Annotated in this window: 13 protein-coding genes; 6 read left to right on the top strand and 7 right to left on the bottom strand. The window is 64.2% G+C overall.

The features are described from left to right. Nucleotides 1–75: 75 nt before the first annotated feature. Entirely contained in the window at nt 76–1443 is a 1368-nt protein-coding gene (locus tag I6E04_RS04825; protein ID WP_235422034.1) for a GntP family permease, read from the bottom strand. A gap of 372 nt (nt 1444–1815) precedes the next feature. Here I6E04_RS04825 and I6E04_RS04820 point away from each other — a divergent pair, with 372 nt between their 5' ends. After that, nucleotides 1816–3342 carry a UxaA family hydrolase gene (locus tag I6E04_RS04820; RefSeq protein ID WP_235422033.1) on the top strand — a complete coding sequence of 509 codons (1527 nt, stop codon included), beginning with the start codon at nt 1816–1818 and terminating at the stop codon, nt 3340–3342. Between the two features lie 132 nt (nt 3343–3474). Continuing rightward, nucleotides 3475–4599: a CdaR family transcriptional regulator gene (locus I6E04_RS04815; RefSeq protein WP_235422032.1), complete on the top strand. Its 1125-nt coding sequence runs from the start codon at nt 3475–3477 to the stop codon at nt 4597–4599. 620 nt (nt 4600–5219) lie between these two features. On the opposite strand, the gene I6E04_RS04810 is transcribed toward I6E04_RS04815, so the two are convergent. After that, nucleotides 5220–7907 carry a cation-translocating P-type ATPase gene (locus tag I6E04_RS04810; RefSeq protein ID WP_235422031.1) on the bottom strand — a complete coding sequence of 896 codons (2688 nt, stop codon included), beginning with the start codon at nt 7905–7907 and terminating at the stop codon, nt 5220–5222. A 423-nt stretch (nt 7908–8330) separates the two neighbouring features. Then, nucleotides 8331–11012: a cation-translocating P-type ATPase gene (locus tag I6E04_RS04805; protein ID WP_235422030.1), complete on the bottom strand. Its 2682-nt coding sequence runs from the start codon at nt 11010–11012 to the stop codon at nt 8331–8333. Nucleotides 11013–11560: 548 nt separating this feature from the next. Between I6E04_RS04805 and pyk the strand changes: the two genes are divergently transcribed. Together pyk and I6E04_RS04795 are read left to right on the top strand one after the other, a co-directional pair. Continuing rightward, nucleotides 11561–13021, top strand: a complete 1461-nt coding sequence (gene pyk, locus I6E04_RS04800; RefSeq protein ID WP_235422029.1) for a pyruvate kinase — start codon at nt 11561–11563, stop codon at nt 13019–13021. Between the two features lie 127 nt (nt 13022–13148). Further along, nucleotides 13149–14126, top strand: coding sequence for a hypothetical protein (locus tag I6E04_RS04795; RefSeq protein WP_235422028.1), 978 nt, complete (start codon nt 13149–13151; stop codon nt 14124–14126). Nucleotides 14127–14569: 443 nt separating this feature from the next. Here the strand turns inward: I6E04_RS04795 and I6E04_RS04790 are convergent, their stop codons facing one another. The 3 genes from I6E04_RS04790 to pheS form a co-directional block, all read right to left on the bottom strand. Next, nucleotides 14570–15397 carry a hypothetical protein gene (locus tag I6E04_RS04790; RefSeq protein ID WP_235422027.1) on the bottom strand — a complete coding sequence of 276 codons (828 nt, stop codon included), beginning with the start codon at nt 15395–15397 and terminating at the stop codon, nt 14570–14572. 104 nt (nt 15398–15501) lie between these two features. After that, the gene (pheT, locus tag I6E04_RS04785; RefSeq protein ID WP_235422026.1) at nt 15502–17958 is read right to left on the bottom strand and encodes a phenylalanine--tRNA ligase subunit beta; all 2457 of its coding nucleotides are present in this window, start codon (nt 17956–17958) and stop codon (nt 15502–15504) included. A gap of 169 nt (nt 17959–18127) precedes the next feature. Further along, nucleotides 18128–19204 (bottom strand): phenylalanine--tRNA ligase subunit alpha, encoded by a 1077-nt coding sequence (pheS, locus tag I6E04_RS04780; protein WP_268830340.1) that lies wholly within the window; start codon nt 19202–19204, stop codon nt 18128–18130. A gap of 537 nt (nt 19205–19741) precedes the next feature. Here pheS and I6E04_RS04775 point away from each other — a divergent pair. Continuing rightward, nucleotides 19742–21274 (top strand): carboxypeptidase M32, encoded by a 1533-nt coding sequence (locus I6E04_RS04775; protein WP_235422025.1) that lies wholly within the window; start codon nt 19742–19744, stop codon nt 21272–21274. A gap of 158 nt (nt 21275–21432) precedes the next feature. Next, a complete protein-coding gene (locus I6E04_RS04770; RefSeq protein ID WP_235422024.1) occupies nt 21433–22383 on the top strand; it encodes an SPFH domain-containing protein in 951 nt (316 codons plus the stop codon). Nucleotides 22384–22489: 106 nt separating this feature from the next. Here I6E04_RS04770 and glmM read toward each other — a convergent pair whose 3' ends face one another. Further along, the gene (gene glmM, locus I6E04_RS04765; RefSeq protein ID WP_235422023.1) at nt 22490–23830 is read right to left on the bottom strand and encodes a phosphoglucosamine mutase; all 1341 of its coding nucleotides are present in this window, start codon (nt 23828–23830) and stop codon (nt 22490–22492) included. Nucleotides 23831–24584 lie beyond the last annotated feature (754 nt).

The raw sequence follows: 24584 nt of genomic DNA, 5'->3' as shown, positions 1-24584 counted from the left end.
CTCGAAGCGTGTCCGAAATCGGGCCTCAGAAGACCTCTGCTCGGATTCAGCATCCGAGCATATGTCGGGTGAGACTTACACGATTCCGATCGACGCCAGAATCACGCAGAAGAACGAGTTGAGGAACGGGAAGATAGCACCCAGGATGAACTCGTGGATGTAGCCGCGCTTGTAGTCGAGGTTCGTGTAGTTCAGGCGGTTGATGGCCGAGCCGTTGTACGGCATGGAATCCAGACCGTAGCAGGAGATGGCCACGACACGGTGGATGACGTCGGGGTTGATGCCCATGTCGACGAAGCGCTGCGCGAACAGGTTCAGCGCGATGGCCTCGCCGCCGGAGGCGGAACCGGTGATGCCGGCAACGAGGTTGGTGGCCAGGCAGAGCTGGAACAGCGGGGTGCCGGGCAGAGCGCTCAGGTTGTCGACGACGTACTGGAAGCCGGGGGCCAGCTCGACGGCGGCGCCGAAGCCGACGACGGCGGAGACGTTCATGATGGACTTCATCGTGGACGTGCAGCCGGCACCGAGGGTCTTGCCGATGTTCTGGAACTTATTGAAGTACAGGGCATAGCAAACCAGGCAGCCGATGGTCAGGGAGACCCAGGGCTTGTAGTCCACGAGGATGACGTTCATGCACACGAGCAGGATGATCGAGGGCAGCAGGGCCTTGATGAACTCCCAGTTGGTGCAGGTCTCGCCCAGGATGGAGGTGTCGAGCTCGCTGGAGTTCTCCTCCATGAGCTGGCCGGTGGGCAGGTAGCCCTCGCCGCGACGCTCGTTGCGGCGAAGCACGAACCAGATGTACCAGGCGCCGAACACGATACAGGTGAGCGACGTGATGACGGCGAGCATCGGGGCAGCGGTGGCCTGGGTGCCCAGGTACTCCATGGGCATCAGGTTCTGCACGGACGGCGAACCGGGCAGGATGGCCGTCCACATGGAGCCGCCGTACACGGCGACGGCGATGACGAAGTGCCAAGGAATGTCCATCTTCTTGAAGATCTCGCGGCAGATGGGCGCGATGGTGAAGATGACCACGAAGCCGGACACGCCGCCGAACGACAGGATGGCGGTGATGAGCGACAGGCCGAGGATGACCAGGTACTTGGCCATCATATCGTTCTTGCCGCCGCCGATCTTCTGTGCCGCGTCACCGATCTTGATGGCGATCTTCTGCGCAGCGCCGCAGTCGCCCAGCATGGCACCGAGTACGCAGGCGGGCAGGAACAGCAGGAAGTTGCTCTGCGCGAAGCCGGCGAAGTCCTCGGAATACGCACCGGACATGTTCTCGATGATCTCCGCGGGGCCCATGCCCGAGAACGCGAAGACGATGATAGCCGACACGGGGCCGACGACCAGGATGGGCAGGCCCTTGATCGAGGCGATGATCAGGAAGGCCATGGCCACCAGGATGCCAATCAGGCTGATAAGTCCTGCATCCATACTTACTCCTCCTTACAGGTTTCCGATCGGAACGATGTGTGTTCTCCCCCTCTCCTTTCCTGCCACAAGCATGGCGCTCGCGAACACGGAGGTTCCTCCTGCCCCGCGCGGCGGGCGCCCAGCCGAAACCGAAAGCGGAGGCGACGGCATGCGGGCTCGTTCCCTTTTCCGTCTGAACGCGTCCGTCGCGACCGCTCACTTGCTTATGGAGAAAGTTTGAAGCAACCCCGCACGTCGTTTAAGGGTCCGAAGAACAACGCTCACATGCGGTCTTTCGGGGTTTGGTGTTACGGGAAACATTTTGAAAACACCTACCCACCGGTAAAGTTGACCCCGTAGTTAAGCTGCCTTTATATAGAAAGGAGCTGGTATATGGCGGCATCGTTGTACGTCAAGATCAACGAACAGGACAACGTCGGCATCGCGCTGCACGACATCGCAGCGGGTACCGATGTGGGCGGCGGGGTCATCGCGCAGACCGATATCCCCCAGGCCCACAAGATCGCACTGACCGACATCCCGCAGGGCGGAAACGTCGTCCGCTACGGCGTGGTCCTGGGCTACGCCAAGCAGGACACCCCTGCCGGCACGTGGATCAACGAGACCTCGCTCGACCTGCCCACGCCCCCGCCGCTCGACGAGATGGAGTGGGGCACCAACATCGTCACCGACCTGCCCACGCCTCCCGTCACCACCTGGGAGGGCTACGCTCCCGTCGAGGAGGGCGGCTACGGTGGCACGCGTAACTACCTTGGCATCCAGACCACCGTGCAGTGCGCCGCCGGCGTGGTGAACCAGGCGGTCGAGCGCATCAAGCGCGACCTGCTCCCCAAGTACCCCAACGTCGACGGGGTCGTGGCGGTCAACCATGCCTACGGCTGCGGCGTGGCCATCAACGCCACCGACGCCTACATCCCCAAGCGCATCATCCGCAACATCGCCAAGCATCCCAACTTCGGCGGCGAGTTCATGCTCGTGAGCCTGGGCTGCGAGAAGTTCTCGCCCGAGATGTTCTGCGAGGACCGTCCCGAGGACAACAATCCCGACAACGTCATCGTGCTGCAGGATTGCCATGGCTTCGAGGACATGATGGACAAGATCTGCGCCATGGCCGAGACCAAGCTCAAGCGCCTGAACGAGCGCCGTCGCGTGACGCTGCCCCTGTCCGACCTGCTGCTCGGCGTGCAGTGCGGCGGCTCCGACGCGTTTTCGGGCGTGGCCTCGAATCCTTCGATCGGCTACTGCGTCGACCTGCTGGTCTCGGGTGGCGGTACGGCCATGTTCTCCGAGGTCACCGAGGTCCGCGACGGCGTGTACCTGCTGGCGCACCGCTGCGCCGACGAGGCGACCGAGAAGAAGCTCGCCAACGAGATGCGCTGGTACGACGAGTACCTCGACCGTGGCGGCGCCGACCGCAGCGCCAACCCGACGCCCGGCAACAAGAAGGGCGGCCTGTCCAACATCGTCGAGAAGGCCATGGGCTCGATCGCCAAGTCCGGGCGCTCCCCCATCGTCGAGGTCCTCTCGCCGGGTGAACGCCCGACCAAGCACGGCCTGATCTACGCCGCGACGCCGGCGAGCGACCTGTGCTGTGGACCGTGCCAGCTCGCCAGCGGCATGGGCGCCGAGGTGTTCACCACCGGCCGCGGCACGCCGTACAGCCTAGCCGCAGCACCCGTGCTCAAGATCTGCTCGCGCAGTGAGGTCGCCGCGCAGTGGCCCGACCTGATCGATATCAATGCCGGTCCGGTCTCGAACGGCGAGCGCACGATCGAGGAGGTCGGAACCGAGCTGTTCCTGTTGCTGCTCGACGTGGTGAGCGGACGCAAGAAGTCGCTTGCCGAGGAACACGGCCTGGCAAACGACCTGTGCATTTTCAATCCCGCACCGATCACATAAGGTTTCGTACCGTAGTATGGGGGAATGCGTCTCGGACCACCGGGGCGCATTCCCCTATGCGTTATCGCGTGCCCCAGGGCCACCGATTCGAGCCTGTCCGACGATCGCCTCCCGACCCGCTAGGAACCGACCATGAATCTCGATCCGCATATCGCCGAAACCATCGTCACCACCCTCAAGGATGTCATCAATCACGAGATCAACCTCTTCGACACCACGGGGACGATCATCGCCAGCACCGTGCGCTCGCGCATCGGTACCGGCCATGACGGCGCGCGCCTGGCCATCAGGACCAAGCAGACGGTCGCGATCAACGACGAGCACGAGTTCCGCGGTGCCAAGCACGGTATCAACGTGCCGGTCGTGTTCAACGACTCGGTCGTGGCGGTCATCGGCATCACCGGTGAGCGCGCCGAGGTCGAGCCGCTCGGCAACGTCATCAAGAAGATGACCGAGATCTTGATCCGCGAGAACTGGGACCTGGTTGTGCAGTACGACCAGCGCGCCCGCGTGTCCAACCTCGTGAGCATGCTCAAGCTCAAGCACCACGACGACGAGCTCGTGGCCTATTACGGCTCCATCCTGCGCATCGACCTCAACCGCCCGCGCATCGCCATCGTGGGACGTGCCGACTTCGGCGAGGACGAGATTCCCGACTACGACAGCATCTACTCGATGCTGCACGCGCGGTTCCAGCAGCTCAAGACCAGCTTCTTTGCCATCTCCGAGCGCGAGGTGTGCCTGTTCGTCGACGAGCGCGACGAGCGCGCCGTTTCCTCGCTGCTCGAGGGTATCCGCGAAGACGCCAAGCGCACGCTGCGCAAATCCATCCGCTTTGGCATCGGCATGGCCGCCGAGAGCAGCTCCGACTATTGGCGCAGCTACGACGAGGCGTGCCGCGCGCTCGAGTGGATCGAGTTCTCGGACGACACCTATGTGGGCCGCTACGACAGCATGGATTTGGGCCTGATCGTGTCCTCCGTGCCTCGCGAGGAGGCCGAGCGCCTCGTGGACCACGTGTTCCACGGGCTTTCCGACGACGAGATCGACGCCTTCCAGGTGGTGTTCGAGGCGTATTCGCGCCACAACGGCAGCATCGTGCACTGCGCCGACGAGTTGTTCCTACACAAGAACACGCTGCAGAACCGCCTGAACAAAATCGCCGACAAGACCGGCTACAACCCGCGCAAGCTGCCCGGATTCGCCGTGCTCACCATGGCGTTCCTGCTGCGCCGCTACCTCAAGCGCAGCCGCTAGCCATCCTGCCGCATGTGACAATACAGCAGACGAATATTCATGTCGTCGCGCTTGTTATGCATATGCATGCATCCGAAACACCGTCTGCAATGCTCGGGTGGCCCCATTGGTTACAAAATCGAGTATTTTCTAGTTTTCCGAGAGCTTATGCATGTCCTGTTCAAAGGTCTGAAGGTGGCTCGGACCCTGCGATGGTACCTTTCAAGCGATTGTGGCAGTCGACGTGAAAACCTTATGTTGCACAATGCCATGCTTTATATCGCAATGCGTTTATCAATCTGATGTATAAGCCTCTGACCGCCCCCAACTTAACTAGAAAATGGCCATTTTTGTAACCGGCTGAGCCGGCGAATGTTCAACCTCAAAATCACCTGTATCAGGCCTTAGCAGATCGGCTGGTCACAAGCGAGGCCCATCTCCGGAAATGAATAGTGCGAGAAGGCGTCAGACTGCATTTCACGGAGGCAGCGCCGCAGCCCCCGACAAGTTTGTACCTGGCACCATCTTGTCGGGAACCGACAAGATGGTGCCAGGTACAAACTTGTCGGGGCATGAAAAAGGCTCCTGAGGCGTATGCCCCAGGAGCCTTTCGGTTGCATGCCGCGAGCTGTGAACGCGAACTAGTCGTTCTTCTCGATCGAGCGCATGACGGCCTTGTAGACCTCCATGATCGGGATGATCAGGAACGCGATGCCGAGCGCGGCGGCGAGGGCCTCCATCGGAAGCTCCATGAAGCCGAACATCACGGCCAGCGGGTGGAACTCCACGACCACGACGGTGAGGATGAGCGCGAGGATCGCGGCACCCCACAGCCACTTGTTCTGCTTCTTCATGTGGAAGATCGAAGCGCGGCGGCTGCGCATGTTGAAGCAGTGGAAGATCTCGACCATGGACAGGGTGATGAACGCCATGGTGACGCCCTCTTCGTCGGCGGTGCCGGCGATCATGTCGGCGATGTTGATGTAGCCCATGTCGAGGTACACGCCCACGAAGAACGAAGCGAGCACGAGGATGGTGATGACGACGCCCTGGAACAGGATGTCGACGCCCATGCCGCCCGCGAAGACGCCGTCGGTGGCGTTACGCGGCTTGCGCTTCATGATGTCGCCCTCGGCCTCCTCCATGCCGAGCGCGAGCGCCGGGAAGCAGTCCGTGATCAGGTTGATCCACAGCAGCTGGACCGGCTGGAAGATGGTGAAGCCCACGAGCGTCGCCACGAACACCGAGAGCACCTCGGCGATATTGGCGGACAGCAGGAACTGGATGACCTTGCGGATGTTGTCGTAGATACGACGGCCTTCCTCCACCGCGTGGATGATGGTGGCGAAGTTGTCGTCGGCAAGGACCATGTCGGCGACGTTCTTGGTGACGTCGGTGCCGGTGATGCCCATGCCCACGCCGATGTCGGCACGCTTGATGGAGGGCGCGTCGTTGACGCCGTCGCCGGTCATGGCGACGATCTTGTCGCGGCTCTTCCACGCGTCGACGATGCGGGCCTTGTGCTCGGGCTGGACGCGCGCGTACACGCTGTACTCGGTGACCTTCTCCTTGAAGTCCTCGTCGGAGATCTTGTCGAGCTGCGCGCCGGTGATGGCCTGGCTGGCGTCGTCGCAGATGCCGAGGTTCTTGGCGATGGCCACGGCGGTGTCGATGTGGTCGCCCGTGATCATGACCGGACGGATGCCGGCGCCCTTGGCCTCGACGATGGCCGGAGCCACCTCGGGACGCTCGGGGTCGATCATGCCGGACAGACCCACGAAGGTGAGGTCGTGCTCGAGCGCCTCGGGGCTGCAGTCGGCGGGCTGCTCGTCGTGCAGGCGGATGGCGGAGGCGAGCACGCGCAGCGCCTGGTTGGCCATGTCCTTGTTGGCGGCCATGATCTTCTCGCGGCGCTCGTCGGTCAGCGGCTCGACGGAGCCGTCGGCGTTCATGACGGTGGTGCAGCGGCCGAGCACGACGTCGGGGCCGCCCTTGGTGTACTGCTCGAAGGTGCCCTCAGGGGTCTTGACCACGACGGACATCATCTTGCGGCCGGAGTCGAACGGGGCCTCGCCCACGCGCGGGTACTTCTCGGCGTTGCCACCCTCGTAGAAGCCGAGCTTGGCGGCGTCGTTCACGAGCGCGCACTCGGTGGGCTCGCCCACGGACTCACCTGCAGCCGGATCCCATTTGGCATCGGAGCACAGCGCCATGGCGCGGACGTGCAGGTTGTCGGGGCCCTCGACCTCGTGCTTGACGACGGTCATCTTGTTCTGGGTGAGGGTACCGGTCTTGTCGGAGCAGATGATCTGGGTGCAGCCGAGGGTTTCGACCGCGGTCATCTTACGGATGATGGCCTGGCGATGGGACATCTTGGTGACGCCCATGGACAGCACGATGGTGACGACGGCGACCAGGCCCTCGGGGATGGCGGCGACGGCCAGCGACACGGCGACCATGAAGGTGTCGAGGATCATCTCGGGGTTGGAGCCGAGCTCGCCACCGTGGCGGATGAGGTCGACGGCGAAGATGACCACGCAGATGCCGAGCACGAGCTTGGTCAGGATGCCGGAAAGCTCGTTGAGCTTGATCTGCAGCGGCGTGAGCTCCTTCTTGGCGGTGGTCAGCGCGTCGGCGATCTTGCCCATCTCGGTCTTCATACCGGTGGCGACCACGACGGCGGTGCCGCGGCCGTACACGACGGTGGAGCCCATGTAGCACATGTTCTTGCGGTCGCCCAGCGGCACGTCGTCGGCGCCCTCGGCGAGCTCGATGGCGTTGGTGTGCTTCTCGACGGGGACGGACTCGCCGGTGAGGGCGGCCTCCTCGATCTTCATGGACGCGCTCTCCAGGATGCGGCAGTCGGCGGGCACGGAGTCGCCGGCCTCGAGCAGCACGATGTCGCCCGGGACGAGATCGGCGGAGGGCAGGTGCACCAGCTTGCCGTCGCGGATGACCTTGGACTGCGCGGCGCTCATCTCCTGCAGGGCGGCGAGCGCCTGCTCGGACTTGGCCTCCTGGACCACGCCGAGCACGGAGTTGATGATGACGACGGCCATGATGATGATGACGTCGGCCCACTCCGACTCGCCCTGGATCATGCCCGTGACGGCGGAGATGACCGCGGCCACGATGAGCATGATGACCATCGGATCGGCCATCTGCTCGAAGAACCGCTTCCACAGCGGGGTCTTCTCCTCCTCATCGAGCTTGTTGGGGCCGAATTCCGCCAAGCGCTGCTGAGCCACGCTGGCGGAAAGACCGGTCTCGGCGTTCGAGGATTGGTCCTCGAGCACCTCCTCGGCCGAAGCCAAGTATTCTTTTTGCATACTTTCGCTTCCTCCTCCTGGGTGTCCTTACCAACCAACAGGTTGATGCCCGATCATAATTCCCCAGGAGAGGGGCAAGGGCTCATCAAGGCTGCCATGTCAGCTGGCGTCTTGCATGTTTGCAATAGTACCCTATAACAACGGCAATAAGCATATTTGTTCATGTTCTTTTACACCATGTTACGAATCGCGTGAATTGCCCCGCCAAACCGCCCACCGGATGTGCTGTGGACCATTGGCCCGCGAATCGAGGCCGAGGGCGTAAAAATACCCCAGGGGTTTTATTGCATCTGCGCGGGCATGCCCGCGCAGATGCAATAAAACCCCTGGGGTATTTTTACGCCCCCGACACATGAAAAAGGCCCCGGAAGGAACGCCTTCCGGGGCCTCGCGACAGGTTTGTACCTGGCACCAACTTGTCGGTTACTTGTCCTTCTCCACGGCACGCATGATGGCCTTGTAGATCTCCACCAGCGGGATGATCAAGAAGCCGAGCACGAGCGCGGTGATCATGCCCTTGGGCTCGAGGTGCTCGACGCCGAAGAAGATCATGGACAGGGCGTCGACCTCGACCACGATGAGCGTCAGGATGAGCGCGAGGATCGCGGCGCCCCACAGCCACTTGTTCTGCTTCTTCATGTGGAAGATCGAGGCGCGGCGGCTGCGCATGTTGAAGCAGTGGAAGATCTCGACCATGTTGAGCGTGATGAACGCCATCATGACGCCCTCTTCGTCAGCCATGGTGGTGGCGAGCTGGGACAGGTCGATCGTACCCAGGTCGTAGTACACGCCGCAGAAGAAGCTCGCGAGCACCAGCACGGTGATGATGAGGCCCTGGATGATGGTGTCGAGACCCATGTTGTTGGCGAACACGCCGTCGGTGGCGTTGCGCGGCTTGCGCTTCATGATGTCGCCCTCGGCCTCCTCCATGCCGAGCGCGAGCGCCGGGAAGCAGTCGGTGACGAGGTTGACCCACAGCAGCTGGATGGGCTGGAACAGCGTGAAGCCCATGAGCGTGGCGGCGAACACCGAGAAGACCTCGGCGAGGTTCGCGGACAGCAGGAACTGGATGACCTTGCGGATGTTGTCGTAGATGCGGCGACCCTCTTCGCACGCGCCGATGATGGTGGCGAAGTTGTCGTCGGCGAGCACCATGTCGGCGACGTTCTTGGTGACGTCGGTGCCGGTGATGCCCATGCCCACGCCGATGTTGGCGTGCTTGATGGACGGGGCGTCGTTCACGCCGTCGCCGGTCATGGCGACGACCTTGTTCTTGGACTTCCACGCCTCGACGATACGCGTCTTGTGCTCGGGCTGGACACGCGCGTACACGCCGTACTTCTCGATCTGACGGTCGAGTTCGGCGTCGGACATCTTGTCGATCTCGGCGCCGGTGATGGCCTGGTCGCGGCTCTCGACGATACCGAGGTTCTTGGCGATGGCCACGGCGGTGTCGATGTGGTCGCCCGTGATCATGACGGTGCGGATGCCCGCGCCGTGGGCCTCCTTGATGGCCGGGGCCACCTCGGGACGCTCGGGGTCGATCATGCCGGACAGACCGCAGAACACGAGGTTGTTCTCGAGCGCCTCGGCGGAGAAATCGGTCGGCTTCTCGCTATAGGTGCGGCTGGCGAGCGCGAGCACGCGCAGCGCCTCGTCGGCCATGGCCTTGTTGGCGGCGAGCAGCTCGTCGCGCTTGGCGTCGGTCATGGGGACGATCTTGCCGTCCTCATAGACCTGCGTGCACAGGTTCAAGATGACGTCGGGCGCGCCCTTGGTGTACTGCTCAAACGAGCCGTCGGCCTCCTCGACCACGACGGACATCATCTTACGGCCGGAGTCGAACGGGGCCTCGCCCACGCGCGGATGCTCGACGTCCAGACCCTGCATGCCGGCACGACCGGCGTCGTTGACGAGCGCGCACTCGGTGGGCTCGCCCACGGCCTCGCCGGCCTGCTCGTCCCACTTGGCGTCGGAGCACAGGGCCATGCCGGCCAGCAGCTTCTCCTCGGAGGAAGCGAGCTCGTGCTTGACGACCGTCATCTTGTTCTGGGTGAGGGTACCGGTCTTATCGGAGCAGATGACCTGCGTGCAGCCGAGGGTCTCGACGGCGGACAGGTTGCGGATGATGGCCTGGCGCTTGGCCATCTTGGTGACGCCGATCGAAAGGACGATGGTCACGACGGCGACCAGGCCTTCGGGAATGGCGGCGACGGCCAGCGACACGGCGACCATGAAGGTGTCGAGCAGCATGTGCGGCTCGGCCATGACGTTACCGATACCGGAGCGCAGCAGGTCGACCGCGAAGATGACCACGCAGATCACGATGACCATGATGGTCAGGATCTTGGAGAGCTCGGCGAGCTTCATCTGCAGCGGGGTGAGCTCTTCCTTGGCCTCGTTCAGGGCGCCGGCGATCTTGCCCATCTCGGTCTTCATGCCGGTACCGACCACGACGGCTCGGCCGCGGCCATAGACCACGGTGGAGCCCATGTAGCACATGTTCTTACGGTCGCCCAGCGGCACGTCGTCGGCGCCGTCGAGCGAGATCGGGTTGGTGTGCTTCTCGACGGGGACGGACTCACCGGTGAGCGCCGCCTCCTCGATCTTCATGGAAGCACTCTCGAGCACACGGCAGTCCGCGGGCACGGAGTCGCCGGCCTCGAGCAGGACGATGTCGCCCGGGACGAGCTCGGAGGAATGGAGCGAGACCATCTTGCCGTCGCGGATGACCTTGGACTGCGCCGCGCTCATCTCCTGCAGAGCCTCGAGCGCCTCCTCGGACTTGGCCTCCTGGATGACGCCGAGCGCGGAGTTGATGATGACGACCGTCATGATGATCACGACGTCGGCCCACTCGGACTCGCCCTGGATCATGCCGGTCACCGCCGAGATGACGGCCGCGCAGATGAGCATGATGACCATCGGGTCGGCCATCTGCTGGAAGAAGCGGATCCACAGCGGCGTCTTTTCCTCCTCGTCCAGCTTGTTGGGGCCGAACTCGGCCAGGCGCTGTTGCGCGACGGCGTCGGAAAGGCCCGTTTCGGCATTCGAGGATTGGTCCTCGAGCACCTCCTCAGCCGAAGCTAAGTATTCCTTCTGCATCGTTGCCTCCCCCTTATGGGAACTAGTTGCCGGACGGCGGCACGGGGATTTGCCCGATCTTAATTCCCCGGAAAACCGGGGCAAGGGCCTCTTGAGGCTGCACGCTGTCCAGCGGCTTGCAATGGCCAAAATATTAGCGTACATCTCCACAGAATTTGCATGCCTATCCGTAAGCGGTCAACATGGCATGCGAGACATCGCGACGAGTTTGAACCGGGCCCGAACTTACCGGGCGAAGCGCCGCCGCGACAAGTTTGTACCCGGCACCATCTTGTCGGTCGAGGCACCGCCGACAAGTTTGTACCTGGCACCATCTTGTCGGGCGGAGCGCCGCCGCGGACGATATCCCACCAATACTGGGCGCGATACCATTGCGCCGCACGGCGAAACCCATCAACATACCTATCTGATATGGAAACGCGCTCCGAATCTGTGAAAAGACTGAGCAATAACCTTGACATTACTTTGCCCTGTCATCCGATTGCCTATAATAACCGCGTTGGCAAATCGTTTTATCAGCGCAAAGTCGACGTCAGATGGAGGTCTGAATGTACAAGCGCACAAAGATCGTATGCACCATGGGTCCCGCTTGCGATAGCGACGACACCCTCCGCGAGATGATCAAGGCGGGCATGAACGTCGCCCGCTTCAACTTCTCGCACGGCTCCTACGAGGAGCACCACGAGCGCATCGAGCGCGTCCGCCGCATCTCCCGCGAGCTCGGCATCCCCGTGGGTATCCTGCTCGACACCAAGGGTCCCGAGGTCCGCACCGGCCTGCTCAAGGATCACGCCAAGATCACCGTCCACGAGGGCGACAAGATCATCGTGACCGCCCAGCCCACCAGCGAGGACTGGCTCGGCGACGAGACCCACATCTCCCTCGATTACCTCGAGCTCCCCTCCGAGGCCGAGGCCGGCTCGCTCATCCTGATCGATGATGGCCTGGTCGCCCTCGAGGTCGAGTCCATCGACGGCCAGGACATGCACTGCATCGTCAAGAACACCGGCGAGATCGGCGAGCGCAAGGGCGTCAACATCCCCAATGTCGACATCTCCCTGCCCGCCATCACCGACCGCGACCGCGAGGACATCCTGTTCGGCATCAAGGAGAACATCGACTACATCGCCGCGTCCTTCATCCGCAACGCGGCCGCCGTCGAGGAGATCCGCCACCTCTGCCGCCTGAACGGTGGCGAGCACATCACGATCTTCCCCAAGATCGAGTGCGCCCTGGGCGTCCAGAACTTCGACGCCATCCTCGAGGTCTCCGACGGCATCATGGTCGCCCGCGGCGACCTGGGCATCGAGATCGCGCCCGAGCTCGTCCCGCACATCCAGAAGGACATCATCGCCAAGTGCAACGCGGCCTACAAGCCCGTCATCACCGCCACGCAGATGCTCGACTCCATGCAGCACAACCCGCGCCCGACGCGCGCCGAGGTCGCCGACGTCGCGAACGCCATCTACGATGGCACCGACGCCGTCATGCTCTCCGGTGAGACCGCTGCCGGCCAGTACCCGGTCGAGGCCGTGAAGATGCAGGCCCACATCGCGCACGAGACCGAGAAGCACCTGCCCGTCCACGCGCCGCTCACCGCGCCTGAGAGCGCGCACGGCACCCGCGTCATCAACAACGTCGTGGGTATGTCCGCCGTGAACATGGCCACCGTCGTCGGCGCCAAGTGCATCACCGTGCCCACGACCACCGGTCGCACCGCGCGCCTGATCTCGCACTTCCGTCCCAACGTGCCCATCTGCGCGTTCTCCCGCCACGAGTGGGCCGTCCAGCAGATGATCATGTACTGGGGCGTCGAGCCGCACCTGGCCGCCATCACGCAGGGCACCGTCAACGGCACGATCATCAAGGCGATCGAGACCGCCAAGGAGCTCGGCTACGTCAAGGAGGGCGAGCTCACCGTCGCCACCGCCGGCGATCCGCGCATGTCGATCCACCTCGACGGCAAGGCGACCTCCACGAACGTCGCCTACGTCGCGCAGGTCCGCTAAGCGCCTTTCGCGCCACAAGCGCCCAGCAGCGCCGTCCGGGTTTCCGGGCGGCGCTTTTTTCTATCTTTTTTCATACCCTGTCGCGTCTAGTTTACATTTGCGTTTATGACTCTGCTATATTCGCGCCATGTCGAAGCTTTACCTCACAGATTGCAGCGCCATCGAGCTCATGCGCACCGACGCGTTTCCGCGTCCGCATGAGCCCATGCTGCTCGGCACGAACGACATCGACGACGCCGCGACGCGCGCCCAGCAGATCAAAGAGCTCGAGCGGGCGTTCGGTCCCCTGCGCGTCACCCCGCCCTACCACATCTTCGCGCCGGACAAGCGGTCGCGCCGGTCATCGAAGCTCGCGGTGTGCCACGCACTTCCCGAAGGCCTCGTGTCCCCGAGCTTCGTCAGCATCGACGACGCATGCGCCTGCGCCGTGCCGGAGCTCGCGTACCTTTATATATGTCAACGCGACGAGCTTGCCGAGCATGTCCGATGCGCCATGGAGCTCTGTGGAACGTACGCGCTCGGACCCAACGAGCGCGACACGGTCACGCGATACGGCCTCGACGCGTTGAGCTCGAAGGAGAAAATCCGCACGTACGCGCAGGAAAACCATGGAGTCAAGGGGTCTGGCAAGGCGCTTTCGGCGCTTCGGTACGTGTGCGACGGCTCCGCGTCGCCCATGGAGACCGCGCTGTGCATGCTGCTGTGCCTGCCTCCGAGTTCGGGCGGTTACGGGCTGCCGCTCCCCGAGCTCAACGCCGAGCTGCCGGTTATCCAGCACCTCGGAGGCAAACGCGTGAAGGGCGTCCGATACGGTGACCTCGTGTATCGAGCCGCGCGACTGATCATCGAGTATCAAAGCCGGCTGTTCCACGAAAACGCGGGAAGCGCCGACAAAGACGAGGATCGGCGCGACGACCTCGAGGTAATGGATTATCACGTGATGTTCGTGACACCCGGGCGCATCAAAGATTTCGAGCGATTCGAGGGTATCGTGCAGCGCGTCGCACACCACCTGGGCGTTTCGCTCAATCCCAAGATCATGGGCACGACCGAGGAGCGACTGGAGTTGCGCAATATGCTGCTGGGAAACGTACTTGCATACTGACGCATCGTTCTCGCAGATTATTTGGAAAGCAGCGAATACAATCGTGCCTGCGGGCGCCTGCGGAAAACCTGTATCGCTCTGGGGCGCGATTTTTCGGTGCCCCCTTGCACCTATGGCGATAGCCTCCAACAACGTCGCAGGAAACAACTGGGCTTTTGCAAGCGGTCTCCGGACGGTGACGTCTTCGCACCGAAAAATCGCGCCCCAGAGCGATACAGGTTTCGGCACGAAACCGTCGAGCGGAAAACTATGCAGGATCGCAGACGCAGACAATCATAATATGCAGCGCCCGACCAGAGCCCCAGACCAGCCGCCCACGACCACGGCTCAGCGTGCATCGGCGGCATCAAAACCGCCCAGTCCAACGGCCCGATGGACGGCGGCCAGCACATGCCCCTGTCGCCGGCACCCACCAAAATGCGCCTCGGGCACGTATCCGCCCCCTATGCGCGGCCGAGCCGCTCCGCGAGCGCCGTCTCGGTCGCGTCCAGCACCTCGTCGAACACGCTGGAGAAAAACTCCTCGGTCAGCAGCATGTAGGGTGCGTGAACCGCCACGCCGTTCGTGCGCACGATCTCGTGCGCCACGACCAGCGCGTCATGTACGTGTGCGGGCTCGATGGCATACTGCGGAAACGCACTCGCCGTCCGCACCAGCCGCTCGGTCTCGCGCGGCAGGGTGTGGATCTCGAGCGTCTTGCCAAAGCCATCGAAATCGTTTTGCTTCTTGATGCGAAACTCCTCGCTCGGCTTGCCGCCGTGAGCGTCCAGGAACTCGTTGACCCGCGTGTTCCACACGTTATCGGCCATCAGATGCGCCCAGGCGCCCAGCGTCAGGTCGAACAGGCTCCGCTCGAAACCGACCGTGTCCTCACGGCGCGCACCGCCGGCGTCCAAGGCAGCAGGAGCATCTTTTCCCTGGTAGCGATGGGCAAAGTGAATGCGGTTCACGCGGTCCACCTCGCGCCGCAGGTCGGCAGGCTCCACGCGACCACATGCCCAATCGCCCTCACGCAGGGCGCCTGCCAGCGGCGCCACGAACTCATCCCAAAACTCGCGCTCGCGCGGCTTGGGAATGGGAGACGGCTCGGCGCAGTGCGTCACCCGATACGGGATGGGCTCGGCGATGCCGGGCACCATGTACCCGACCATGATATCCGGGATCACATTGCCGAGCAGGAAGGCGTTCTCGTCGCGCACCGCCCGCGCCACGGCACTGTCGCGCGCCAGCAGGCGCTCGGTCTGGGCGATATGTATGTTCCAACTGGGCATGCGCACATCCTTCCAACAAGGTGAGGGCCCGCGCGTCGCACGAGCCCTCACCAGTATACGCCGTCAGATGTGCCGCCATCGCAAGCGGCAGGTAAGCGTTTGCGCTACGAGCGAACCTCGCCGCCGGTGGCCTTGCACACCTTGGTCACCAGCTTGGAGTGGGCGCGCTCGACCTCCTCCGAGGTGAGCGTGTGGTCGTCCGAGCGATACGTCAGCGCGAACGCCATGGACTTCTTGCCCTCGCCCACGCGCACCGGGTCGCGGTACACATCGAACAGGCGCACGCCGGAGAGCAGCTTGCCGCCCGCACTCGTGATGCGGCGCTCCAGATCCTCGCAGGTCACGCCCTCGTCGACCACGATAGCAAGGTCGTGCTCGACGCTCGGGAAGCTCGAGAACTCGTGGTAGGCCTCCTGGCCGCGCGCGCCGGAGAGCAGCGCATCGAAGTTGAGCTCGAACGCCACGACCGGCAGGTCGATATCCATGGCCTCGCGCGCATCGGGATGGATCTCGCCGACCCAGCCGAGCACCGTGCCGCCCGAAAGGACCTCGGCACCGCGGCCGGGCTGCAGGAACGCATAGCCCTCGCCCTCGGCGGGACGGAAGCGCACCTTCTCGATGCGCAGCTGCGCGAGCAGCTCCTCCACGACGCCCTTGCCGTCGAAGAAGCGCAGCGGACGGTACTTTTGCAGCCAGGTCACATCGTCCATGGCGCCGGACAGAACGCCGGCGAGGCTCATGCGCTCCTTGGGCTTGCTCGCGTTCTCGCGGCCGTGGAACAGGCGACCGATCTCGTACAGCTGCACGTTGGCGGTGCCGTGGGCCTCGTTGTACGCGACGGAGCGCAGCAGACCCGGAATGAGCGAGCGGCGCATCTCGGTCTGGTCGGCGATCAGCGGATCCATGAGGACCACGGGGCAGCCGCGACCCTCCTCGGACATGCCGATCTTCTTGAGGTCGTCAGCGGCGGCAAAACCGAAGGTCGTCGTCTCGTTGAGACCGCAGGCGCGCAGGATCTGGCCGATCTTGCGCGTGAGGTGCTGCTCGCGCGTGAGGCCGCCGATGTGGTTGCGCGCAGCGGGAATCGTCGCCTCGACGCGGTCCATGCCCCACAGGCGCAGGATCTCCTCGATGAGGTCGATCTCGCGCGGGAGGTCGGGGCGGAAGCTCGGGGTCACGACATGGAAGGTGTCGTCGTCAACACGCGAAACCGTGCAGCCGAGGCGCGTCAGCGCGCGCTCGACGAAATCGGCCTCGATGTCGGCGCCGCAGATGGCGTGCACGCGCGACAGGCGCAGCGTCAGCTCAGGCTGCTGCTTGGGCGCGGGATACAGGTCCACGTAGCCGGGCGCGACCTCGCCGCCGGCGAGCTCCTCGATCAGGGCGCAGGTGATGTTGGCGACATCCACGCAGCCGGTCTCGTCGACCTGGCGCTCGAAGCGGATGGAGGCGTCGGAGATGAGCGACAGGTCGCGGCTCGTGTGCGAGGTGCGGCCGGCATCGAAGCAGGCGCTCTCGACCATCACGTCGACGGTGTCGTCCTCGATCTCGGAATCCATGCCGCCCATGACGCCCGCCAGCGCCACCGGGCGCTCGCCGTCGGTGATAAGCGTCATGCCGGCGGAAAGCGTGCGCTCGACGCCATCGAGGGTCGTGAAGGTTTCGCCCTCCTGGGCAGCGCGGACCACGACGGAGCGCTTGCCGTCGCGCGCGGCGAAGGTGGAGAGGTCGAAGGCGTGCAGCGGCTGGCCGGTGAGCATCATCACGTAGTTGGTGATGTCGACGATGTTGTTGTGCGGGCGGATGCCGAGCGCGGTCAGGCGCTGGACCATCCAGTCGGGGCTCGGGCCGACCTTCACGTTGCGCACGATGCGCGCGACGTAGCGGTCGCACATGCCCTCGCCGTCGAAGGCGACCGTGAGCTCATCGGCGGTCGGGGTGCCCTTCTCCTCCTTGATCTGCGGATACTCCACGTGGTAATCGCGGTCGTAGATGGCGCCGACCTCGCGGGCGATGCCCACCATGGACAGGCAGTCGGGGCGGTTGGGCGTGATCTCGCAGTCGAGAACGGTCTCGGAGGTGCCCTGATACTGCGCGAACGGCACGCCCACCGGCGCGTCGGGCGGCAGGATCATGATGCCCGAGTGGTCGCCGGAAAGCCCCAGCTCGCGCGCAGAGCAGTTCATGCCGCAGGACAGCACGCCGCGCAGCTTGGACTTCTTGATCTTGATACCGCCGGGCAGCTCGGCGCCGATCATGGCGGTCACGATATGGTCGCCCTCGTTGAAGTTCTGGGCGCCGCAGACGATCTGCAGCGGCTCGGGCTCGCCGTCCTCGCCCACGTTGAACCGGCCCACATCGACCTTGGTGACCCACATGTGGTCGGAATCGGGATGGGGCTCCTTGGACAGCACCTGGGCGGTGACCACATGGTCGAACGACTCGCCCACCGTGTCGACGGACTCCACCTCGGTGCCCGTGCGGATGAACTCTGCGACCAGCTCAGCCGGGTCGCTCGGCAGCTCGATCATCTCGCCGAGCCAACTATACGGAACGCGCATCGCGCTACTCCTCTCAATATGTCAAATAACCCCAGGGGTTTTCTTACATCTGCAACGGAGGCGGCTTTTCCAAGTACCCGAGATTGGGGTGAAAGAGGAGGGCGCACGCCAAGCGTGCGGCGCCCGACGATTGAACCCCAAGGTCGGGTGCCTGGGAAAGCCGCAGGGACTAGAACTGATCGAGGAAGCGCATGTCTCCCGTCATCAGCGTCCTCAGGTCGGGCAGGTCGTAGCGCAGGGCCGCTACGCGCTCGACGCCGATGCCGAAGGCGAAGCCGCTGTAGCGCTCGGGGTCGATGCCGCAGTTGACGAGCACGTTGGGGTCGACCATGCCGCAGCCCAGGATCTCGATCCAGCCGGAATGCTTGCAGAAGCTGCAGCCCTCGCCGTGGCACACGCCGCAGCTCACGTCGACCTCGCAGGAAGGCTCGGTGAACGGGAAGAAGTGCGGACGGTAGCGCGTCTTGCGCTCGGAGCCGAACATGCACTTGACGAAGTAGTCGAGCGTGCCCTTGAGGTCGCCGAAGGTGATGCCCTCGTCGACCACGAGGCCCTCGACCTGGTTGAACTGGGGCAGATGGCAGGCATCGGGGGTGTCGGGGCGGTAGACCGTGCCCGGCGCGATCATGTAGATGGGCGGCTTCTGGCTCTCCATGATGTGCACCTGCACGCCGGAGGTCTGGGTGCGCAGCAGGACGTCGGACTCGCCGTGCGCGTGCGCCTCGGAGTGAGCGCAGGTGCCCGGCGCGTTGTCCACGACGTAGAACGTGTCGCGCGCGCTGCGGCTCGGGTGATCCATGGGGGCGTTCAGCGCGGTGAAGTTATAGTAGGTCGTCTCCACGTGCGGGCCGTCCTCGACCGTGTAGCCGATGCCGCAGAAGACGTCCTCCATCTCCTCGATGATCTGGTTGATGAGGTGCTGATGGCCGATCTTGGGGCGGGCGCCCGGCAGGGTGACGTCCACGGCCTCGGTTGCCATGAGGTCGCGCATCGCCGCGCGCTTGAGGGCGCTGCCGCGGTGGTCGACGAGGCTCTCGGCAAGACGACGCAGCTCGTTGGCACGCTTGCCCAACACGGGGCGCTCCTCGGGGGCGACCTTGCCCATCATGTGCATCACCGAGGTGATCTCTCCTTTGCGGCCGAGCAGCGCCACGCGCGCCTGCTCGAGCGCCTCGGGCGTGGTCGCGCCCTCGATCATCTCCTTGGCCTTGGCTTCAAGCTGCTCAAGGTCTTCGATCAGACTCATGAATCATCCCTTCTCTAACAAAAAAACCGTCCTTCGCGCTCGGGGCTGTCCCTCGCGCCAAGGACGGATAAATCCGCGGTACCACCTTGTTTGGCTGCCGGATGTCACGCCCGGCATACCCTCTTTGGCCCTCTGTCGCTCGGGCGGGCGGCTTCCCTACTGAGCACGGGCGGCTTGTGCCGCGCGCGGTGCCGTTCAGGTCGCTGCTCGGGAGTGAACTCGGACGCCTCGTCGCCGCAGGCGGGCTTTCAGCCGGTGACCCACCCTCTCTTATGCCGCGACCTGCGAGGTATCCGACCTCTCCGTCAACGCGTTGCGAGCTAGGATAGCACACCGGACGCGTAGCTGCACGTCGCGACGGCAGCGTCCATCGTTTTGGCAAGACGGCGGCGGGCGGCGCAGAGCTTCGGCGGGTCGCCGCCCCCGCACCCCGCCGCCCGCCCCGGTCCGTCGGAACGGCGGCAGGTTTGCCCCGTCCCGCGCCGCCGGACCCGCTACACTGGAAGGCACACGACGATTCACCCCAAGGAGGAAACCGTGGGCAAAAAGAAGGACACCAACGTCAAGAAGCTCGCCAAGAAGCTCCGCAGCCTCGAGCGCGAGCTGTGGACACACGAGTACCTGCTCAAGATCGTGCAGTTCGACGGCGCAACCATCGCGCCCGAGAACGGCGCGCCGGCGCGCGGCGAGGCCATGGCGGCGCTCGCCGGCACCTACCACCGCATGCTCACCGACGCGGACGCCGTCGAACTCGTCCACAAGCTCGAGAAGGCCGCAGCCAAGGGCAAGATCGACGACGACCAGCTCGCCGCCGAGATCCGCGTGCTCGCGCGCGACCAGCGCGAGGCCGCCGCGATCCCCACCGAGGAGGAAGAGGCCTGGACGCGCCTGACCTGCGAGGCCGACGCCGTGTGGCACAAGGCCAAGGCCGCGAACGACTGGGCGTCGTTCGAGCCCTACGTCGACCGCATCGTCGAGATGCGCAAGCGCCACGCCGGCTACCTCGACAGCTCCAAGGACCCCTACGACGTCCTGCTCGACCAGTACGAGCGCGGCCTGACCGCCAAGGAGTTCGACGCGTTTTGCGACCAGGTCCGCGGTACCGTGGTCCCGCTCGTCCATGGCATCGTGCAGCGCGGCTACCAGCCCGACGCGTGGTTCCTCAACGAGCGCATCCCCGAGAACGTCCAAAAGCAGATCTCGTTCGACCTCATCGAGCTCGTGGGCATCGACCGCGCCGACACGACCCTCGCCTTCACCGAGCACCCCTTCTCCGAGGGATTCGCGCCCGGCGACTCGCGCATCGCCACGCACATCTACGAGGACAACGCCATCTCCAACGTGTACTCGATCATCCACGAGGCGGGGCACGCCATCTACGAGCTCGGCGTCGACCCGGCGTACGCGTACACGTGCCTGGCGGGCGGCACCTCCATGGGCATCCACGAGAGCCAGTCGCGCTTCTTCGAGAACATCGTCGGCCGCAGCCGCCCGTTCATGGGCCCGCTGCTCGACGTGCTGCGCCGCCGCGCCCCGAGCGTCTACGGCGACGTCACCGAGGACGACCTGTACCGCGCCGTCAACATCGCGCAGCCCTCGCTCATCCGCATCGAGGCCGACGAGCTCACCTACCCGCTGCACATCATGATCCGTTACGAGATCGAGCGCGCCCTGTTCGCCGGCGAGGCGACCGCGCACGACATCCCCGGCCTGTGGGCCGACCTCACGCGCAGGTACCTGGGCATCAACGTGCCCGACGACGCCCACGGCTGCCTGCAGGACACGCATTGGTCCGGCGGCGACTTCGGGTACTTCCCCACCTACGCGCTGGGCAGCGCGTACGGCGCCCAGTTCGTGCGCGCCATGGCGGGCGAGGGCGTCGACTTCGGCGCCGCCTGCGCCGCGGGCGACCTGGCCCCCGTGCGCGCGTGGCTCGGCCAGAAGATCTGGCGTTGGGGCCGCTCCAAGGACGCGCCCGAACTGATCGGCGGCGCCTGCGGCGAGCCGTTCGACGCGACGTATTACTGCAGCTACCTCGCCAAGAAGTTCGGTGCCCTCTACGCGCTGTAACGCGAAAGGTCGCAACCCGATCCGCAACGCGCCGAAGGCGCCCATCACCTTCGGCGCGTTTTCCCTTCCCATCGCACCGCTTACCGTTCGTTAACAGAGCGGGTACCGAAAAACGGGTACCCTTGACACATATCGTCCCTTCGTTCTAAGGAAGCGACATGTTCATCTTGGAAAGTCTCGGATTCATCATCTTCATCGTGGTGATCCTCCTGATCGTCGGCATCTTGTCCGGCAACCTGTTCTTCGTGGTCAAGCAGCAGCACGCCGTCATCATCGAGCGTCTGGGCAAGTTCCATCGCATCGTCGGCGCGGGCTTTCACGCCAAGATCCCGTTCGTGGACCGCAAGGCCGCAACGGTGTCCCTGCGCACTATGAAGAACGGCTTCGACATCGACGTCAAGACCGAGGACAACGTGACTATCGGCCTCGAGGTCTCCGCCCAGTACCACGTAAGCTACGAGCTGGGCAACACCCCGCAGGAGTCCGGCGTCTACAAGAGCTACTACATGCTGCAGCAGCCCGTGGCGCAGATGCGCGACTTCATCACCGACGCGCTGCGCAGCTCCATCCCCGTCTACACGCTCGACGAGGTCTTCGCCAAGAAGGACGACATCGCCAAGGACGTCAACGCCACCGTGTCCGAGCAGATGGCCGCTTACGGCTTCACGCTCGTCTCGACGCTGATCACCAAGATCGCCCTGCCCGCCGAGGTCGAGAACTCCATGAACCAGATCAACGCCGCCCAGCGCACCAAGGCCGCCGCGCAGGATCTGGCCGAGGCCGACCGCATCCGCCGCGTGACCGAGGCCGTCGCCGAGGCCGAGGCGATGGAGAAGGCCGGCGAGGGCATCGCCAACCAGCGCAAGGCCATCGCCTCCGGCATCAAGGACTCGCTCGAGATCATCCAGGAGACCGGTGTCGGCAACGACGAGGCCAACCAGCTGTTCATGTTCACGCAGTGGACCGAGATGATGAACGAGTTCGCCAAGACCGGCAAGAGCGCCACCGTGGTGCTGCCAAGCGATTTCCGCCAGTCGGCGAGCATGTTCGAGCAGATGGTCACCGCCGCCGAGGCCAACGAGCAGGGCAACACCCCGTCGGCGCAGTAGCGGCAAACGCGGGGATCCATCCCGCGCGCCCGTATCCCGCAAACGCAGACGGCCGGGAACCTTCGGGTTCCCGGCCGTCTTTTCGTAACGACGATGTATGCGAGGCTTACTCCGCGAGGAAAGGCTCCAGCGCCTTGAGCGTGAACTCGCTCGCCTCGCGGCACAGCTCATCGGTCGGGGCCTCGGCAAGCACGCGGACCAGCGGCTCGGTGCCGCTCGCGCGCACGAGCACGCGGCCGCGGTCGCCCAGGAACTCCTCGGCGGCCTTCACGGACGCGAGCACGCCCTCGTCGGCCATGGCGGCGTCGCGGTCGGTCACGCGCACGTTCGTGAGCAGCTGCGGGTAGAGCTTCACCGGGGCGCACAGCTGCGAGAGCGTCTCGCGCTCGGCGCGCAGCGCCTCCATCACGCGCAGCGAGGTCATGATGCCGTCGCCCGTGCACTCGATGTCGCCGAAGATGATGTGGCCGGACTGCTCGCCGCCCAGGCTGTAGCCGTTGGCGCGCATGCAGGCGTAGACGTTCTTGTCGCCCACCGCGGTGGTCTCGTAGGAGAGGTGCGCCTCGTCGAAGGCCTTGAACAGGCCGTAGTTGCTCATGACGGTGGGCACCACGGTGCCGCCGGTCAGACGACCGTGCTTGTTCAGGTACACGCCGCACACGTACAGGATCAGGTCACCATCGACCACGTTGCCGCGCTCGTCGACGGCAAGACAGCGATCCGCGTCGCCATCGTAGGCAAAGCCCACGTCCAGGCCCTGCTCCACCACGTGGCGGCGCAGACGGTCGATGTGGGTGGAACCGCAGTCCACATTGATGTTAAAGCCATCGGGCGCATTGTTGATAACGCGGACGTCGGCGCCCAGCGCATCGAACACCGGCTTGGCGACCGACGACGCGGATCCGTTGGCGCAGTCCAGACCGACCTTCACGCCCTGCAGCGAGAAGTTGGCGCTCGCGATCAGGTGCGCGATGTAGCGGTTGCGGCCCTGCATGTAGTCGACGGTGGCACCGATATGGTCACCGGTGGCAAGCGGCACCTCGACCTCGCCGTCGATGTAGGACTCGATGAGCTCGAGGACGTCCTCGTCCATCTTGTAGCCCTCGCTGTTGACGAGCTTGATGCCGTTATCGGTGTAGGGGTTGTGCGACGCCGAGATCATGATGCCGCAATCGAAGCGACCGTCGACCGTCTCGTACGCCACGCCCGGCGTGGGGATGACATGCAGCATGTACGCGTCGGCGCCCGAAGCGACAAGGCCTGCGACCAGCGCGGACTCGAACATATAGCTGGAGCGACGGGTGTCCTTACCCACCACCACGCGCGCCTTGCGATCCTGGCGGGCACCGTAGTACCAGCCCACGTAGCGACCGATCTTGTACGCGTGGTCGACCGTGAGCCCCTTGTTGGCCTCACCGCGGAAACCGTCGGTACCAAAGTATTTCATAGCGACCCTTTCGGACATGATGTACGATTCGGGCGATCCCTGCGCCCCACCTGGCTGGTCTGTGCCAGCCGAGCACTATTGTACCGTGCCCGGGACGAGGGTATCAAAAAGGGACAGTATCCGTGCAATTGGGTGTTGTGATGTGTGACGGGCGACGCGCGCGTCGCATTTTGCCGTTCTTCTGACCACCTTGGTTACTTTCGTGTGTCTTGGTCATGGCTACCGGCCGCGGAATGTATCAGATTAGCTTGGTAATGCATATTTCTTTTCCGTTCTGTCCGTTTTGCGTTTTGAGCAAAACGTGCATCGCTCTAGGGCGCGATTTTTGGGTGCCACCTTGCAGCTATGGCAACACCGCGCGCTAACGCCGCAGGAAACAACTGGGCCTTTGCAAGCGGTCTCCGGATGGTGAAGCCTGGGCACCGAAAAATCGCGCCCTAGAACGATTCAGTGATTTTGGCTGACCGCGGTTGCGAGATTCGATTCATCCGACAGCATCCTTGCGCTGATAGCACGCACAAGGTATGCATCGGAGATTCACACCCGCATTCCAACGCACGCATGACGTGGGCGCCGACAGGCGACGCGGGCGGTGCGGGCGGCGGGCGGCGCGGGCGGCGGGCACCAAGGGCATGGCACCGAGCTACGGCGGACGGCGCGGCCGGCGGGCACAAAAGTGGGGCGCGCCGACACGCCGCGCCCCACTACTCGAGCCCATGTGCGCCCCCCGCGTTGCGCGCCTGTCGGCTAACTT

It is taken from the genome of Collinsella tanakaei, assembly GCF_021531055.1.
GTDB lineage: Bacteria > Actinomycetota > Coriobacteriia > Coriobacteriales > Coriobacteriaceae > Collinsella > Collinsella tanakaei_B.
The sequence above is the reverse complement of the archived record's forward strand: the minus strand, read 5'-3'. Positions and strand labels throughout refer to the sequence as shown.

Coding starts and splice junctions, on each gene's coding strand:
- I6E04_RS04825 (WP_235422034.1), bottom strand. CDS start 1,443: ATGGATGCAGGACTTATCAGCCTGATTGGCATCCTGGTGGCCATGGCC.
- glmM (WP_235422023.1), bottom strand. CDS start 23,830: ATGAAATACTTTGGTACCGACGGTTTCCGCGGTGAGGCCAACAAGGGG.
- I6E04_RS04795 (WP_235422028.1), top strand. CDS start 13,149: ATGTCGAAGCTTTACCTCACAGATTGCAGCGCCATCGAGCTCATGCGC.
- pheT (WP_235422026.1), bottom strand. CDS start 17,958: ATGCGCGTTCCGTATAGTTGGCTCGGCGAGATGATCGAGCTGCCGAGC.
- I6E04_RS04820 (WP_235422033.1), top strand. CDS start 1,816: ATGGCGGCATCGTTGTACGTCAAGATCAACGAACAGGACAACGTCGGC.
- I6E04_RS04815 (WP_235422032.1), top strand. CDS start 3,475: ATGAATCTCGATCCGCATATCGCCGAAACCATCGTCACCACCCTCAAG.
- pyk (WP_235422029.1), top strand. CDS start 11,561: ATGTACAAGCGCACAAAGATCGTATGCACCATGGGTCCCGCTTGCGAT.
- pheS (WP_268830340.1), bottom strand. CDS start 19,204: ATGAGTCTGATCGAAGACCTTGAGCAGCTTGAAGCCAAGGCCAAGGAG.
- I6E04_RS04810 (WP_235422031.1), bottom strand. CDS start 7,907: ATGCAAAAAGAATACTTGGCTTCGGCCGAGGAGGTGCTCGAGGACCAA.
- I6E04_RS04805 (WP_235422030.1), bottom strand. CDS start 11,012: ATGCAGAAGGAATACTTAGCTTCGGCTGAGGAGGTGCTCGAGGACCAA.
- I6E04_RS04790 (WP_235422027.1), bottom strand. CDS start 15,397: ATGCCCAGTTGGAACATACATATCGCCCAGACCGAGCGCCTGCTGGCG.
- I6E04_RS04770 (WP_235422024.1), top strand. CDS start 21,433: ATGTTCATCTTGGAAAGTCTCGGATTCATCATCTTCATCGTGGTGATC.